The organism is Ralstonia insidiosa (assembly GCF_008801405.1).
Classification (GTDB): domain Bacteria; phylum Pseudomonadota; class Gammaproteobacteria; order Burkholderiales; family Burkholderiaceae; genus Ralstonia; species Ralstonia insidiosa.
On sequence record NZ_VZPV01000004.1, the window covers coordinates 111,373 to 124,936 of the forward strand.

A 13,564-nucleotide genomic window follows, 5' to 3' on the forward strand; every position below is an offset into this window, starting at 1 on the left:
TTGCCCATGAGCAACAACTTGGCCGCAAATCGTGCTCCAGAGCCAGAAAGGGTTTCCGGAATCTGTCAACGCTGGCCCATAATGCGGTCAGACGTGAGGTATCTACGTCGTCCATAAGGACAGTCAAGATTTCCCAATCAGTTGACAAGGAAAGTGTCGATATGAAGATGAAACTGTTTGCAGCTGCTGTTGCAGCTCTGGCCGCCGGTGGCGCCTATGCACAATCCTCCGTGACCCTGTACGGTGTGGTCGACGCTGGTCTGACCTACGCAAACAAGGTGCCGGGCGCAACCGCTGGTTCGAGCGGCTCGCGTATTGGCCTGGATTCGGGCGGCCTGTCGGGCTCGCGTTGGGGCCTGCGTGGCGTTGAAGACCTGGGCGGTGGCCTGAAGGGTATCTTCAACCTGGAAAGCGGCTTCAACATTGACACCGGCACGTCGGGTCAAGGTGGCCGTCTGTTCGGTCGTAACGCTTACGTTGGTCTGCAAGGCCAGTGGGGTCAACTGACCCTGGGTCGTCAGCAAAACCTGCTGTACGACTTCTCGCTGATCTATGACCCGATGGCAATTGCCACGCGTTACTCGCTGGCTTCGCAAGACGCCTTCTTCTCGGGTCGTGCTGACAACGCCGTCAAGTACATCGGCACGTTCGGTGGCCTGAGCGTCTCGGCTCTGTACTCGTTCAACAACAACGGCAACGAAGTTGCTGGCAGCAGCAAGACCGGCCGTGAGTGGAGCCTGGGTGCTAACTACGCTGGCGGCCCGCTGGGCATCGGCGCAGTGTATGACTCGACCAACTCGACGGTTGTTGGCAGCGACAACAAGGAACAACGCGCCACGATCGCTGGCACGTACGCCTTCGGTCCGGCCAAGCTGTACGCTGGCTACCGTTGGTACAAGGCTAACTACGCAACCGTTGCTGGCAATGGCAACCTGCGTTCGAACCTGTACTGGGCAGGCCTGGGCTACCAAGCTACGCCGGCTCTGACGCTGACGGGTACGGCTTACTACCAACAGTTCAAGAACAGCGGCACGGGCAACCCGTGGCTGTTCGTGGTCGGCACCGACTACGCTCTGTCGAAGCGCACCGACGCTTACTTCAACCTGGCCTATGCTAAGAACAGCGGCGGTTCGGGTCTGGGCGTGATCGGCCTGAACGACGCTAGCTACGCTGGTACGACGCTGACGAACGGCAGCCAAGTGTTCTCGGGCCCGAACAACAGCAACAACCAGTTCGGCGCTACCGTCGGCCTGCGTCACAAGTTCTAATTTGACGCGCTCGTAAGGGCGCATCGAATTAAACGGTTAAACGCCGATCCCGAAAGGGGTCGGCGTTTTTCTTTGTGTGAGCGGTTTATGTGCGGCGATTGGTTGATCGTGGGGTGGAGGTGAGCCTGTTGGTTGCTTTGTTTTCACCGGCCGCAAAACAGGCTCGCTCGCGAAAGCATATGGATTGGATGGTGAGCGCAAAGCGTTGTCTTGCCAGTGTGGGTGTGACTTGGCTGGGTCCGGACCTGCGCTTGAGTTGCCGCGGCGCACGTGCGATCGCGTGACGCCTTGGGTGAAGAGGGCAGATGCCTGTACCTTGATTCGACCGGCATTCCAGAGGGGGGGGGCTTGGTCATGCCGGGTGAAGACTTTCCACTTTCCTGGCTGCTCGGCAGCCCCATGGTTGGTGCCGGTAAAAAACGGCGGCACATTGGCCGCCGTTTGTGTGTTGTCACTGCGTACGCTGCTTACTGCTCTTCTTCGTCCTGAGAGGGCATCGGTACGTTGCGTCGCGTTGGCGCCGGGCGCTTGCCGACGACAATCGTGAGTTCGACTGCCTTGCCCTTGCGCGACACGGCCACCTTGGCTTCCGCGCCAGGCTTGAGCTGGGCAATGCTGTTCAGCAGCGCGGTCGTGTCGGCAATCGGTTGGCCGTTCACGCTGGTGAGGATGTCGCCGGGGCGCAGGCCTGCTCGATCCGCCGGTCCCCCTTGGACTACCGCAGCGATCAGCGCGCCATCCTTGCGCGACAGGCCGAATGATTCGGCAATCTCCGGTGTCACGTCTTGTGGTTCAACGCCGATCCAGCCACGCACCACGCTGCCGGTCGAGATGATCGACTCCATCACCTGCTTGGCCAGCGACACGGGAATCGCGAAGCCAATCCCAAGCGAGCCTCCCGAGCGCGAATAGATGGCCGTGTTGATGCCGAGCAGGTTGCCGTCGGCATCCACCAATGCGCCGCCTGAGTTACCAGGGTTGATCGCCGCGTCGGTCTGGATGAAGTTCTCGAACGTGTTGATGCCCAGGTGGCTGCGGCCCAGCGCCGAGACGATGCCCATTGTCACCGTCTGGCCCACACCGAACGGATTGCCAATGGCGAGCACCACGTCGCCAACGCGCACGTTTTCCAGGCGGCCCAGCGTGATGGCCGGCAGGTCGGGCAGATTGATCTTGAGGACCGCCAGGTCGGTCTCCGGGTCGGAGCCAACCACCTTGGCGTTAGCCTTGCGGCCATCGGTAAGCGCCACTTCGATTTCGTCGGCGCCATCCACCACATGGTGGTTCGTTAGAATGTAGCCTTCCGAGCTGACAATGACGCCCGAGCCCAGGCTGGCTGTCGGCTCCTGGCGTTGCTCGGGGGCGCGGTCGCCAAAGAAGAAGCGGAACCACGGGTCTGTGCTGGCCTGTGGGTTGTTGTTGCGCTTCGGAGCGTTCTTGCTGCTGAAGATGTTGACCACCGCCGGCATTGCCACCTTGGCGGCTTCCGCGTAGGAGTTGCTGGAGGTGCCGCCGTGGCCGATCGGCGCGACTTCTTTCAGTGCGACGATGGGCGAGCCGGACTGCACAGCCATCTTGCCCCGCTGGAGCCACTCGGGCTTGAGGGTGGCAATCACAAACCAGACGGCCAGGACGACCGTGACGGCTTGTGCAAAAAACAGCCAAAAGCGGCGCAACATAGGGCGAAATTGAGTCGAAATGGATCGAAAAGAACTTGAATTGTACTTGAACGACCTGTTGCAAGCGGCCCGTTTTCGGGACTATTGCCCCAACGGTCTGCAAGTGCAGGGTCGCGAAGACGTCACCCACATTGTGACGGGGGTCACCGCCAGTTTGGCTTTGATTGAGGCGGCTGTCGATGCGCGTGCCGATGCCATCCTCGTGCATCACGGCTATTTCTGGAAGGGCGAGGACGCCCGCATCGTAGGTCAGAAGCACGCGCGTCTGAAGCGGCTTCTTGCGAACGACCTGAATCTCTTCGCCTACCACTTGCCGCTGGATGCGCATCCGGAGTTCGGCAACAACGCACAACTGGGCACATTGCTTGGTATCGAGCCCAAGGGTCGCTTTGGCGACGATGAACTGGGTTGGATCGGCTCGTTGCCCCAGGCGACCACGCTGGGTGTGTTTGCCGAGTCGGTCGCGGCCCGGCTGAACCGGGCGCCGCTGGTGCTCGGCGAAGCCGACCGGCCGGTGCGTACGGTCGGTTGGTGCACGGGCGGCGCGCAGGGCTGGTTTGAAGCGGCCGTCGCGGCGGGGGTGGATGTCTACCTGAGCGGCGAGGCATCCGAGCAGACCACGCATCTGGCGCGCGAATCCGGTGTGGCCTACATCGGAGCGGGCCACCATGCCACCGAGCGCGGTGGCGTTCAGGCGCTCGGCAACCACCTCGCCGAGCGCTTTGGCGTGCGTCACACCTTCATCGATATTCCGAATCCGGTGTGAGGCGGTGCGTACTGATTAACCCTTGGCCTTGAGGCTGTCGCGGATCTCGCGCAGCAGCACAGTGTCTTCCGGCGTTGCTGGGGCGGCTTCGGGTGCCTTGTTGGCCTCGGTCATGCGCGTGATGGCGCGCACCATCAGAAACACGATAAACGCCAGGATCAGGAAGTTGACCGCCACGGTGATGAAGTTGCCGTAGGCGAAGACCGGCACGCCTGCCTTCTTCAGATCGGCCAGCGTCTGCGGCACGCCTGCAGGGGCGTCGGCCAACTGGATATACAGATTCGAGAAATCGAGCTTGCCGACGATACGGCCGATCAGCGGCATGATCAGGTCATTGACCAGCGAGTCGACAATTTTGCCGAACGCCGCACCGATGATCACACCGACTGCCAGGTCGATGACGTTGCCGCGCATCGCGAATTTTTTGAAGTCTTGCACAAGTGCCATCGGTTTTCTCCGGATTGTTTGATTCGACACAAACGGTCAAGCTGTGGATCGGTTGACCTGAATTGTTGAAAGCGAGTTTATAGGAGACACTCCGAAACCGCGCTGGCACTGGGCTGGCGGGCGATCGGTAGGTCAACTATATCCGCAAGCAGCGTGCCCCGCGACGGGTATCGTCGGCTTCGTACGCTCGGGTATAATTTTTGGTTGACGCGAACCTATCTTGATTTCTCACCCTGGGGTCTTGAATGAGTGACCAGCAAAACGTCGATAAAGGGCGCCGCAATCTGTTGATTGCGACGTCCGTCGCTGGTGGTGTGGGAGGGGTTGCAGTTGCGGCCCCTTTCGTTTGCACATTCGCACCATCTGAAAAAGCCCGTGCAGCGGGCGCGCCCGTAGAGGCGGACGTGAGTGACCTGGCGCCTGGCCAGATGAAGGTGGTGGAATGGCGCGGCAAGCCGGTCTGGTTGCTCAAGCGCACGCCCGAAATGCTGGAATCGCTCAAGAAAACCGACGCTGAAGTCGCCGACCCCAAGTCCGACGTGCCCTTCACCATGAAGACGCCGGACTACTGCAAGAACGAAACCCGCTCCCGCGCCGAACATAAAGACCTGTTGGTCGTGGTCGGCATCTGCTCTCACCTGGGTTGCTCTCCGTCCGGTCCGTTTCCCGCAGGCGCCAACGTGCAGCTTGCCGGCGACCCCGGCTTCGTCTGCCCCTGTCATGGCTCCACGTTCGACCTGGCAGGCCGCGTGTTCAAGAACAAGCCGGCCCCGCAGAACCTGGACGTTCCGCCGTTCATGTTCCTGTCGGACACGAAGCTGGTGATCGGTAAAGACGAGAAAGGGGAGGCTTGATCATGGCCGAGAAGAAGGTGGAGACAACCGGGCTGCTGGGCTGGATCGATGCGCGCTTCCCGGCATCCGAGCTGTGGAAGGCGCATCTGTCGGAATACTACGCGCCGAAGAATTTCAACTTCTGGTATTTCTTTGGCTCACTGGCGCTGCTGGTGCTGGTGATCCAGATCCTCACCGGCATCTTCCTGGTGATGAACTACAAGCCGGACGGCACGCTCAACGCCGCCGGCATCCCCGTCGCCTACGCGAGCGTGGAGTTCATCATGCGCGAAGTGCCGTGGGGCTGGCTGGTGCGCTACATGCACTCGACCGGCGCGTCGGCGTTCTTTGTCGTGGTCTACATGCACATGTTCCGCGGCATGCTGTACGGCTCGTACCGCAAGCCGCGCGAGCTGGTTTGGATCTTCGGCTGCCTGATCTTCCTGTGCCTGATGGCCGAAGCCTTCATGGGCTATCTGCTGCCGTGGGGCCAGATGTCGTACTGGGGCGCGCAGGTGATCGTGAACCTGTTCTCCGCCATCCCGCTGATCGGCCCGGACCTGTCGCTGTGGATTCGCGGTGACTACGTGGTGTCGGACGCAACGCTGAACCGCTTCTTCTCGTTCCACGTGATTGCCGTGCCGCTGGTGCTGCTGGGCCTAGTGGTGGCGCACATCATCGCGCTGCATGAAGTGGGCTCGAACAACCCGGACGGTGTCGAGATCAAGGCCAAGAAGGATGAGCGTGGCATTCCGCTCGACGGCATTCCGTTCCACCCGTACTACTCGGTGCACGACATCGTGGGCGTGGCGGTGTTCCTGTTCATCTTCAGCGCGATCGTGTTCTTCGCGCCGGAAATGGGCGGCTACTTCCTGGAAGCCAACAACTTCATCCCGGCAGACTCGCTGAAGACGCCGCCGCACATTGCGCCGGTGTGGTATTTCACGCCGTTCTACTCGATGCTGCGTGCGACCACGTCGGACTTCCTGCCGGTCCTGTGGGGCTTCCTGGCGATCATGCTGGGCCTGCTGTTCGTGCGTTCGAAGAGCATGAAGGTCAAGGGCGTGGCGGTGGCGGTGGCCGTGATTCTGGCGCTGGGCTTTGCCTTCATCGACGCCAAGTTCTGGGGCGTGGTGGTGATGGGCGGCTCGGTGGTGATCTTCTTCTTCCTGCCGTGGCTGGATCAATCGCCGGTCAAGTCGATCCGCTATCGTCCGGGCTTCCACAAGACGCTGCTGATCCTCTTCGTGATCGCCTTTGCGGTGCTGGGCTACCTGGGTATCCAGCCGCCGAGCCCGATCGGTTCGATCATCTCGCAGATCGGCACCATTCTGTACTTCGCGTTCTTCCTCGCGATGCCGATCTGGAGCCGGATCGGGACGTTCAAGCCAGTGCCTGAGCGCGTCACGTTCACGCCGCACTGATAGAACCCGCGCACAAGGACCCATGAAGGACACAAGAATGAAAAAGCTGCTCGCGATTTTCGCCTTGGCCGGTCTCGTGTTTGCCGCGCCTGTGATGGCCAATGAGGGCGGCGTGCCGCTCGATTCGGCGCCCAACCAATCCAGCGACACGTCCGCGCTGCAGCGCGGTGCCAAGCTGTTCGTCAACTACTGCCTGAACTGCCACGGCGCAAGCGCGATGCGCTACAACCGCCTGCGCGATATCGGCCTCTCCGAAGAGCAGATCCAGAAGAACCTGCTGTTCACGTCGGACAAGGTCGGTGACCTGATGCATATCGCCATGTCGCGAGACGACGCCAAGAAGTGGTTCGGCGCCGTGCCGCCGGACCTGTCGGTGATTGCGCGCGCGCGCGGCAGCGATTGGCTCTACACCTACCTGCGCACGTTCTACCGCGACGACACGCGTCCGACCGGCTGGAACAACCTGGTGTTCGACAAGGTCGGCATGCCGCACGTGCTGTGGGAGTTGCAGGGTCAGCAGGTGCCGAAGTACGCCGAAGTGAAGTCCGAGCACGGCGAGGTCGAGAAGAAGCTCGTCGGCTTTGAACTGGCGGTGCCGGGCAAGATGAGCAAGGTCGAATACGACCAGGCAGCGGCCGACCTTGTCACGTATCTGGACTGGATGGCAGAGCCTGCCGGCAACCTGCGCAAGCGCCTGGGCGTGTGGGTTCTGTTGTTCATTGGCGTGTTCTTTGTGCTGGCCTGGCGCCTGAATGCGGCCTATTGGAAGGACATCAAGTAAAATCCGTGTTTTCCGGGCAAGGGCTAGGCCGGTGAAGAACTGGTCCTAGCCCTTGCCTTTTGGCTTTTTGTGCCGTGGCGGTAAGGTTTACCGCCACGGTTGTACCGTCATCGGGCCGCCCCCGGCCCATGCGTCAAGGAACTACAACCATGATGGTCTTGTACTCGGGCACCACTTGCCCGTTCTCGCAGCGTTGCCGCCTCGTCCTGTTCGAAAAGGGCATGGATTTCGAGATTCGCGACGTCGATCTCTTCAACAAGCCGGAAGACATCGCGGTGATGAACCCGTACGGCCAGGTACCCATCCTGGTCGAGCGTGACCTCATCCTGTACGAGTCGAACATCATCAACGAGTACATCGACGAGCGCTTCCCGCACCCGCAGCTGATGCCGGCTGACCCGGTGCAGCGCGCCCGTGCTCGCCTGTTCCTGTTCAACTTTGAAAAGGAACTCTTCACGCACGTGTCGGTGCTGGAGAACGAAAAGGGCAAGGCTGCCGAGAAAAATCACGAGAAGGCGCGTGCCGCCATCCGTGACCGCCTCACGCAGCTCGCTCCGATCTTCCTGAAGAACAAGTACATGCTGGGCGAAGAGTTCTCGATGCTCGACGTGGCGATCGCGCCGCTGTTGTGGCGCCTGGATCACTACGGCATTGAAGTCTCGAAGAACGCCGCACCGCTGATGAAATACGCCGAGCGTATCTTCAGCCGTCCGGCGTATATTGAAGCGCTGACCCCGTCGGAAAAGGTCATGCGCCGCTGATTGCCGCCGGGTTATGGGCCATGCACCAGCATGGCCGCACCCGCGGTTACTGATTTCATCATGTCGGAAACCTCCACCAAGCCCTATCTGATCCGGGCCATTTACGAATGGTGCACGGACAACGGCTTCACGCCGTACATTGCTGTCTTCGTCGATAACAGTACCAACGTGCCGCGCGAGTTCGTCAAGAATGACGAGATCGTGCTGAACGTGAGCTTTGACGCGACCAGTCAGCTCGACATGGGCAACGAGTGGATTACGTTTAGCGCGCGCTTCTCAGGCGTGTCGCGCAAGATCGAAGTGCCGGTCGAGAACGTGCTCGCCGTCTACGCGCGCGAGAATGGGCAGGGCATGGCCTTCCCGGTTGAGCGCAGTACGCCGACCACGCAAGCCGCCACCGAACGCGAGAACAATCCGCCGCCCAAGTTGGCTGCAGTGGACTCCGAATCGGCGCCTGCACCGGTTGCCGCAGAGGTGGATGGCGGCCCGGAAGACGAGCCGCCGCCGAATGTGCCACGAATTGGTGGCAAACCTGCACTGAAGGTCGTCAAGTAACGCGTGTTAGGTTAGAATCGCGTTTCTTTGCCGGCTTAGCTCATCTGGTAGAGCAGTTGATTTGTAATCATCAGGTGGCGGGTTCGAGTCCTGCAGCCGGCACCAAATGCGAAAGCGGCTTCCGAAAGGAAGCCGCTTTTTCTTTGCGTCTACAAAACGTCGAGTTTTCTACGAACTCTTCGGAGGGGGCATGGCGAGTCGATCGCGCAAGGCTGTAGAGCCGCTTGCCCCTGCCGCTTGCGTACATCGTGCTCAGTCATGTCGCGGCTTTGATGCCCCTGCAGTGGCCTGGGCATGACCCACGTTGTCCGTTTCGGTTGTTCAACGCGGCTATCCGCTCACCATCGCCCCATAAACTGACACACAGAACCCGATGCCTCCAACTTGCATGGCGAATTCAGGAGGGGTAGAGGTCGAGAGTCAACTGTGTTTCGGATGGTCTCTCCGGTTTCTCATATTCAAGGTAGAACCTTGCGTTTGCCGAAGCTCAGGGCGATTGAGTGGCGACTGGCTTTTTGCCCGCAGCCGGCCGCTCAAGCGTAGCCCGTCGCGGACGTTGAGGCCGATCAGCGTGAGATTCGTTGCGCCGGCCAGCAGCTCGATCGTCTGGACCAGGTAGAAGGTGGGGTCGAAGGCTCCCGCCGAAGCCCAGCGGTTCAACGCGATGGCGCAGGGCACGAGCACCAGCAGACCCACAGCCGCGATGATCGGCATGCGCTTCTTTTTGGCGTCGACCAGCCGTCCGCGTCGCGACTTTGCAAGGAACATTCCGCTCGCTCCTGTCGCTGCAAGCGCAGGAATCAGGATCCACAATCCTGGCGTGACGATCAGAGACTTCAACTGGGCCACCACCGTGCGGGTGGCAAACAGCTCACACAGCAGGGTCGAGAGGAAGAAGGTCGCAATGCATAGCGGCGCGATCGTGCTGCCGATGCGATGAATGAGTTTGGGCATGGTTGTCTTTTCGACTTTGCAGGCTCAAGCCGTGCAGAGGTTGGGGACCGACACCTTCGAGAAGAGGTGCGGCTGCGCAACGGCGCTGGAGGGGTATGCAGCCAGTGCGTTGGCGAACTCGGGATGGGTGAACGCAGCACGGAAATGGTCGACCGACTCCCAGACTGCGTAGTTCATGAACATAGCGCTTGCGCCGACAGCCCTGTGCAGTTGGGTCGAGATGTACCCGGGCTGGAGTTTCATCCAGTTGGCGTCGTGCTTCCAGGCAACCATCAGGGCAGGGATATCTGCTTCTGCCACAGTGAAGAGATTCACCAGGACGACTGGGGTTGATGCGCAGTGGAGCTGTTGCTCAATAGGAGCGACGGGATCAAGGGGGCGCAACGAAAGCATGGCAAGGTCCTTCGGTGGTTGCACGACACCGAATTGACATCATGCATCCTTAATGTAGCAATTTGGCATTGTGGTGTCAAGATGGTATGATTGCGTCATGACCCTGGAAAAGCACACACTTGCCGGTGAGGCATTGACGAATCTTGTTCTGGAGCTGTTCCGGCTGAACAACCGCATGCTGACGGCCGGCGATCGCTTGGTGGCCGACATTGGCCTGACCAGCGCCAGGTGGCAGGTGTTGGGAACGATCGCAGCGGCTGAGCGTCCTCAGCCTGTGGCCTGGTTGGCCCGCGACATGGGAGCCAACCGCCAGAATATCCAACGCATCGTCAATGACCTGGTAAGAGACGGGTTGCTCGAATTCCAACCCAATCCCCACCATCGGCGCGCTCAACTTGTCGTCTTGACGAGCGCAGGGCGCGACGCGTTTGCCAACGCCATGCGCGTTGAAGTGCCGTGGGCCAACGCGCTCGCGGACGGGCTCGAACCGTCGGATCTTCAGACCACGCATCAAGTGCTAACCGCCCTACGCAGGCGGCTTGAGGGCGCCACCGAGTCTGAGTCGCTGGAATAGCATTGTTCCCGGTGCGAGGCATCCAGGGGGTGCGGGGACGCGTTCTTTGCATCGAATAGCCTGTCGAGTCGAGTGATGGCAGAGGAAGCGAGGTTGGGTTCGCGGTTGTTCCACCCCTGCAGCCGCACCAAATGCAAAAGCGGCTTCCAAAAGGAAGCCGCTTTTTCTTTGTCCGTTCGCAACACGTGACGGCGCAGGGGAAACCTCAGCCCCGCCGCACCCAAATCACCTTGCCGTTCTGGATACCCAGATTACGGCGTTCTTCCCGATAGTCCATCGTGCCCGGCAACGCCTTGCCGTCGCGTTCACTGACGCGCCACAGGCAGCCGTTCAGCAGTGTCGTTGCATCTTGCTCGGATTTGCCGATGAGTGTGTCGTCCGGAACCGAAGCGGCCTGGCATGCGCCTGCCGGTTGCGTGTGTTCAGCCATGGGCGCCTCGCCTGCGTTCTTGGTTTGCTCTATGCCGGCCGTGGAGCATCCGGCCATGCTTGCAATGGCGGCAACTGCCATGAGCATTGTTGCTAAGCGCGTCATACAACCTCTCGTTTGATGTCGAATGGGATCTGCGATCGAGTGCGATGCGTGGGTGGCGCAGTGCGCTCGGGTTCGTGGCGGTAGTGTATCCACAGGGTCAGTTAAGCAGGCGCGGCAGCGGGATGCGAATGCTCGCGGCGCGTGGTCGGTGCGTCGCAAATAGGCGCGTGATTTGTGTGGTTACACACGTACTTGGGGGGAGTATTTTCTATTGTGACTCAGTTGCCCGCAAATGGCGCAGGCAAGCCAATTCCGCACCAGTCATGGGTTTGCGAGGGATGCCCATGTTGTCGGCGCGCAAAGCGCCTTCCACCCCCTCCAAAAAACGCTTGCCGAGCCCAAGAACACTTTGTTACTCTGCGCCCCGTCATCACTACGGAGATGTTCTCCATGGACAGTTGTTCTAGTCGATCTTCGATCGCACTCTGAACGGCTAGACAGTCTCGGCGCATCGCTTTCGCTTTGCGCCCATCCACTGCCTAGCCGTATGCACGGCGGGTAGTGGCACTTGTGCGGGTTCTCCGTACAAGCCCATTCCCACAATTCGATTGTTTTACCGACACGGCCATGTGGCTGCGTGCGCGCTCGCGTTCGTAGTCTCCTGGGAGGACCGTGGTCGGCTCATGCCTACGTTCGTCATAGAAACGAACGGGGGAGGTCTCATGCTGTTTCTCTCGATGCTGCAATACGTTTGGGTCGCGGTGCGTCCGCTCGTTCTGGTGCGTGCTGCTGCCGCATTCCGCCCGTTTGGTCCCTTCCGTCGTCCGGCCTTGCTGGCCGCGATGGCTTCGTTCTCTGTTTTCACCCACGCGGCTCAAGCCCAAGAAGCCCAGGCTTCCGCACCGGCTGCGGATGCACTGCCGATCGCTGGCGGTGAACTCGATGACCGCTTCGGTTTCCACGGTCAATCGACCTGGGTTTGGCAAGCCAAGCCTGCGTTCAAGTCACCGTACAGCGGTGATAACAGCCTGACCGGCGGCCGCGCCATCAGCTACTCGTTCAGCACCACGCTGGACCTGGGCATGCGGTTGTGGAAGGGCGCCGAGTTCCACTTCAACCCGGAAGTCATCATGGGCAAGGCGTTCTCGGATCTGCATGGTCTGGGTGGCCCGACCAACGGCGAGCTGGCGAAGGTGACGGGCACCGACCCGACGCTATACCGCGCCCGCGCTTTTCTGCGCCAGACCTGGGGCCTGGGCGGCGATACAGAAAAGATCGACGCCGACTTCAACCAGTTTGCAGACGTGGTCGACAAGCGCCGCGTGGTGCTGACCGTGGGCAACATGCCGGTGTTGGATGTGTTTGATGGTGTGGAGTACTCGCACGATCCGCGCACGCAATTCTTGAACTGGTCGTTCATGGCGAGCCCATCGTTCGACTACCCGGCCGATGCGCGCGGCTACAACTGGGGCATCGCGTTGGAGTACATCGACAGCGAACTCGGCTGGGCCGCGCGCGCTGGCCGCTTCCTGCAGCCGATCGAGTCCAACGGGTTGGCACTGGATTCCGCCTTCATGCAGCACTACGGTGACATGGTGGAACTGGAAAAGAGCTACACGCTGTTCGGCCAGGACGGCAAGGTACGGTTGATGGGCTGGCGCAACAAGACGCGCATGGGCCGCTTTGATGACGCCATCGCTCTCGGCCAGGCCACGGGAAGCGCGCCGGACCTGAGCCAGGTGCGTAAGGAGCACGCCAAGGTGGGCGTGGGCCTGTCGTTCGAGCAGAAGGCGGGCGAGAACCTGGGCCTGTTTGCACGGCTGAACTGGTCGGATGACAAGACCGAGACGTACGCCTTTACTGAGGTGGGCCGCAACGTGTCGTTCGGCGGTCTGCTGAAGGGCTCGTCGTGGGGTCGCCCCAATGATGTGGTGGGTGCGGCATTTTCGCTGAACATGTTGGGCCCGGATCACAAGGCCTACCTGGCGGCCGGCGGTAGCGGCGCGTTCCTGGGCGATGGCGCGTTGAACTATGGCCACGAGCGCGTACTCGAATTGTTTTACAGCTTTCAACCGGTGAAGGGCCTCATGCTCAGCCCCGATTTTCAATTGATCCAGAACCCTGGCTACAACCGGGACCGCGGCCCTGCCAAGTTTTACGGCATGCGCGTCCACGCCGAGTTCTAAGACCTACGGAGGACCCATATGGACAGTCCGAGTCGACCTTACCCGACATTTCTTTCCTACTAGGCGAGTCCGCCGCACGGTTGTTCCCTGCTGCTGACTTGCCGCCCCGGCAAGGCAGCGGTGTCTGCATCGCTCCTTGATTGTTTGAATCTGCCGCCTCGGGTACGACAACCCGAGCGCGGCGATTGCCGCATGCCGTGCACGCGTCGTGCCCATGCGGCCAGGAGTTGTTATGCGCAAATTCAACATTCCCGCCCGTCGTTTCTCGGCCATCGCTCTGCCGTTCAGCTCGCCGTTCGTGCAGGCCCGTGCTGGTGCGCCGGAGCGTGCCAACGCTGTGTCGACCACGTCCAACCGGCGCGCTGACGACGGGGGCCAATCGCTCTCCAACCACGGCTACGCCGCCGCCGCCATCCGGCTGTCGCGCACCTATTGGTAACCGGCGGGTAATCCAACGACGGGTACATC

The 13,564-nt window shown here is 60.8% G+C and carries 15 protein-coding genes and 1 tRNA gene; 11 read left to right on the plus strand and 5 right to left on the minus strand.

Translation table 11 applies throughout. The annotated features are described in order from the left end of the window. The first annotated feature begins 161 nt into the window (after positions 1 to 161). Complete coding sequence (locus F7R11_RS25155) at positions 162 to 1,268, plus strand: porin (protein WP_064805386.1); 1,107 nt, start codon at positions 162 to 164, stop codon at positions 1,266 to 1,268. Positions 1,269 to 1,735: 467 nt separating this feature from the next. Here the strand turns inward: F7R11_RS25155 and F7R11_RS25160 are convergent, their stop codons facing one another. Next, positions 1,736 to 2,947: a Do family serine endopeptidase gene (locus F7R11_RS25160; protein ID WP_021197507.1), complete on the minus strand. Its 1,212-nt coding sequence runs from the start codon at positions 2,945 to 2,947 to the stop codon at positions 1,736 to 1,738. A 19-nt stretch (positions 2,948 to 2,966) separates the two neighbouring features. Here F7R11_RS25160 and F7R11_RS25165 point away from each other — a divergent pair, with 19 nt between their 5' ends. Beyond that, a complete protein-coding gene (locus F7R11_RS25165; protein ID WP_064805384.1) occupies positions 2,967 to 3,713 on the plus strand; it encodes a Nif3-like dinuclear metal center hexameric protein in 747 nt (248 codons plus the stop codon). 15 nt (positions 3,714 to 3,728) lie between these two features. Here the strand turns inward: F7R11_RS25165 and mscL are convergent, their stop codons facing one another. After that, positions 3,729 to 4,160: a large conductance mechanosensitive channel protein MscL gene (gene mscL / locus F7R11_RS25170; protein ID WP_021197505.1), complete on the minus strand. Its 432-nt coding sequence runs from the start codon at positions 4,158 to 4,160 to the stop codon at positions 3,729 to 3,731. 245 nt (positions 4,161 to 4,405) lie between these two features. On the opposite strand from mscL, the gene petA reads away from it, so the two are divergent. The 6 genes from petA to F7R11_RS25200 all read left to right on the plus strand — a co-directional run bounded on the left by petA (position 4,406) and on the right by F7R11_RS25200 (position 8,619). After that, entirely contained in the window at positions 4,406 to 5,014 is a 609-nt protein-coding gene (gene petA / locus F7R11_RS25175) for a ubiquinol-cytochrome c reductase iron-sulfur subunit (RefSeq protein WP_031330196.1), read from the plus strand. Next, on the plus strand, positions 5,014 to 6,417 hold the full coding sequence (locus F7R11_RS25180; RefSeq protein WP_031330195.1) for a cytochrome b: 1,404 nt from the start codon (positions 5,014 to 5,016) through the stop codon (positions 6,415 to 6,417). Before petA ends, F7R11_RS25180 begins: the two co-directional genes overlap by 1 nt. Before the next feature lie 37 nt (positions 6,418 to 6,454). Then, positions 6,455 to 7,198 (plus strand): cytochrome c1, encoded by a 744-nt coding sequence (locus F7R11_RS25185; RefSeq protein WP_021197502.1) that lies wholly within the window; start codon positions 6,455 to 6,457, stop codon positions 7,196 to 7,198. Positions 7,199 to 7,347: 149 nt separating this feature from the next. Then, positions 7,348 to 7,959 (plus strand): glutathione S-transferase N-terminal domain-containing protein, encoded by a 612-nt coding sequence (locus F7R11_RS25190; RefSeq protein WP_004634649.1) that lies wholly within the window; start codon positions 7,348 to 7,350, stop codon positions 7,957 to 7,959. A 60-nt stretch (positions 7,960 to 8,019) separates the two neighbouring features. After that, the gene (locus tag F7R11_RS25195) at positions 8,020 to 8,514 is read left to right on the plus strand and encodes a ClpXP protease specificity-enhancing factor (RefSeq protein WP_031330192.1); all 495 of its coding nucleotides are present in this window, start codon (positions 8,020 to 8,022) and stop codon (positions 8,512 to 8,514) included. A 29-nt stretch (positions 8,515 to 8,543) separates the two neighbouring features. Next, positions 8,544 to 8,619: transfer RNA gene (locus F7R11_RS25200), tRNA-Thr, on the plus strand. Positions 8,620 to 8,934: 315 nt separating this feature from the next. Here the strand turns inward: F7R11_RS25200 and F7R11_RS25205 are convergent. Next, a complete protein-coding gene (locus F7R11_RS25205; protein ID WP_064805382.1) occupies positions 8,935 to 9,468 on the minus strand; it encodes a hypothetical protein in 534 nt (177 codons plus the stop codon). A 24-nt stretch (positions 9,469 to 9,492) separates the two neighbouring features. Further along, positions 9,493 to 9,861, minus strand: coding sequence for an antibiotic biosynthesis monooxygenase family protein (locus tag F7R11_RS25210; RefSeq protein ID WP_064805380.1), 369 nt, complete (start codon positions 9,859 to 9,861; stop codon positions 9,493 to 9,495). Between the two features lie 97 nt (positions 9,862 to 9,958). Between F7R11_RS25210 and F7R11_RS25215 the strand changes: the two genes are divergently transcribed. Beyond that, on the plus strand, positions 9,959 to 10,435 hold the full coding sequence (locus F7R11_RS25215; RefSeq protein WP_197495017.1) for a MarR family winged helix-turn-helix transcriptional regulator: 477 nt from the start codon (positions 9,959 to 9,961) through the stop codon (positions 10,433 to 10,435). Between the two features lie 205 nt (positions 10,436 to 10,640). On the opposite strand, the gene F7R11_RS25220 is transcribed toward F7R11_RS25215, so the two are convergent. After that, complete coding sequence (locus tag F7R11_RS25220) at positions 10,641 to 10,970, minus strand: hypothetical protein (protein ID WP_064805378.1); 330 nt, start codon at positions 10,968 to 10,970, stop codon at positions 10,641 to 10,643. Positions 10,971 to 11,632: 662 nt separating this feature from the next. Between F7R11_RS25220 and F7R11_RS25225 the strand changes: the two genes are divergently transcribed. Both F7R11_RS25225 and F7R11_RS25230 read left to right on the plus strand, forming a co-directional pair. After that, complete coding sequence (locus tag F7R11_RS25225) at positions 11,633 to 13,096, plus strand: carbohydrate porin (protein WP_064805376.1); 1,464 nt, start codon at positions 11,633 to 11,635, stop codon at positions 13,094 to 13,096. Between the two features lie 232 nt (positions 13,097 to 13,328). Then, entirely contained in the window at positions 13,329 to 13,535 is a 207-nt protein-coding gene (locus F7R11_RS25230) for a hypothetical protein (RefSeq protein WP_021197459.1), read from the plus strand. Positions 13,536 to 13,564 lie beyond the last annotated feature (29 nt).

Excerpts from the sequence above, each read along its gene's own strand:
- F7R11_RS25165 (WP_064805384.1), top strand. The coding sequence starts at position 2,967 with ATGGATCGAAAAGAACTTGAATTGTACTTGAACGACCTGTTGCAAGCG.
- F7R11_RS25155 (WP_064805386.1), top strand. The coding sequence starts at position 162 with ATGAAGATGAAACTGTTTGCAGCTGCTGTTGCAGCTCTGGCCGCCGGT.
- petA (WP_031330196.1), top strand. The coding sequence starts at position 4,406 with ATGAGTGACCAGCAAAACGTCGATAAAGGGCGCCGCAATCTGTTGATT.
- F7R11_RS25195 (WP_031330192.1), top strand. The coding sequence starts at position 8,020 with ATGTCGGAAACCTCCACCAAGCCCTATCTGATCCGGGCCATTTACGAA.
- mscL (WP_021197505.1), bottom strand. The coding sequence starts at position 4,160 with ATGGCACTTGTGCAAGACTTCAAAAAATTCGCGATGCGCGGCAACGTC.
- F7R11_RS25215 (WP_197495017.1), top strand. The coding sequence starts at position 9,959 with ATGACCCTGGAAAAGCACACACTTGCCGGTGAGGCATTGACGAATCTT.
- F7R11_RS25190 (WP_004634649.1), top strand. The coding sequence starts at position 7,348 with ATGATGGTCTTGTACTCGGGCACCACTTGCCCGTTCTCGCAGCGTTGC.
- F7R11_RS25160 (WP_021197507.1), bottom strand. The coding sequence starts at position 2,947 with ATGTTGCGCCGCTTTTGGCTGTTTTTTGCACAAGCCGTCACGGTCGTC.
- F7R11_RS25220 (WP_064805378.1), bottom strand. The coding sequence starts at position 10,970 with ATGACGCGCTTAGCAACAATGCTCATGGCAGTTGCCGCCATTGCAAGC.
- F7R11_RS25205 (WP_064805382.1), bottom strand. The coding sequence starts at position 9,468 with ATGCCCAAACTCATTCATCGCATCGGCAGCACGATCGCGCCGCTATGC.
- F7R11_RS25230 (WP_021197459.1), top strand. The coding sequence starts at position 13,329 with ATGCGCAAATTCAACATTCCCGCCCGTCGTTTCTCGGCCATCGCTCTG.
- F7R11_RS25185 (WP_021197502.1), top strand. The coding sequence starts at position 6,455 with ATGAAAAAGCTGCTCGCGATTTTCGCCTTGGCCGGTCTCGTGTTTGCC.
- F7R11_RS25225 (WP_064805376.1), top strand. The coding sequence starts at position 11,633 with ATGCTGTTTCTCTCGATGCTGCAATACGTTTGGGTCGCGGTGCGTCCG.
- F7R11_RS25210 (WP_064805380.1), bottom strand. The coding sequence starts at position 9,861 with ATGCTTTCGTTGCGCCCCCTTGATCCCGTCGCTCCTATTGAGCAACAG.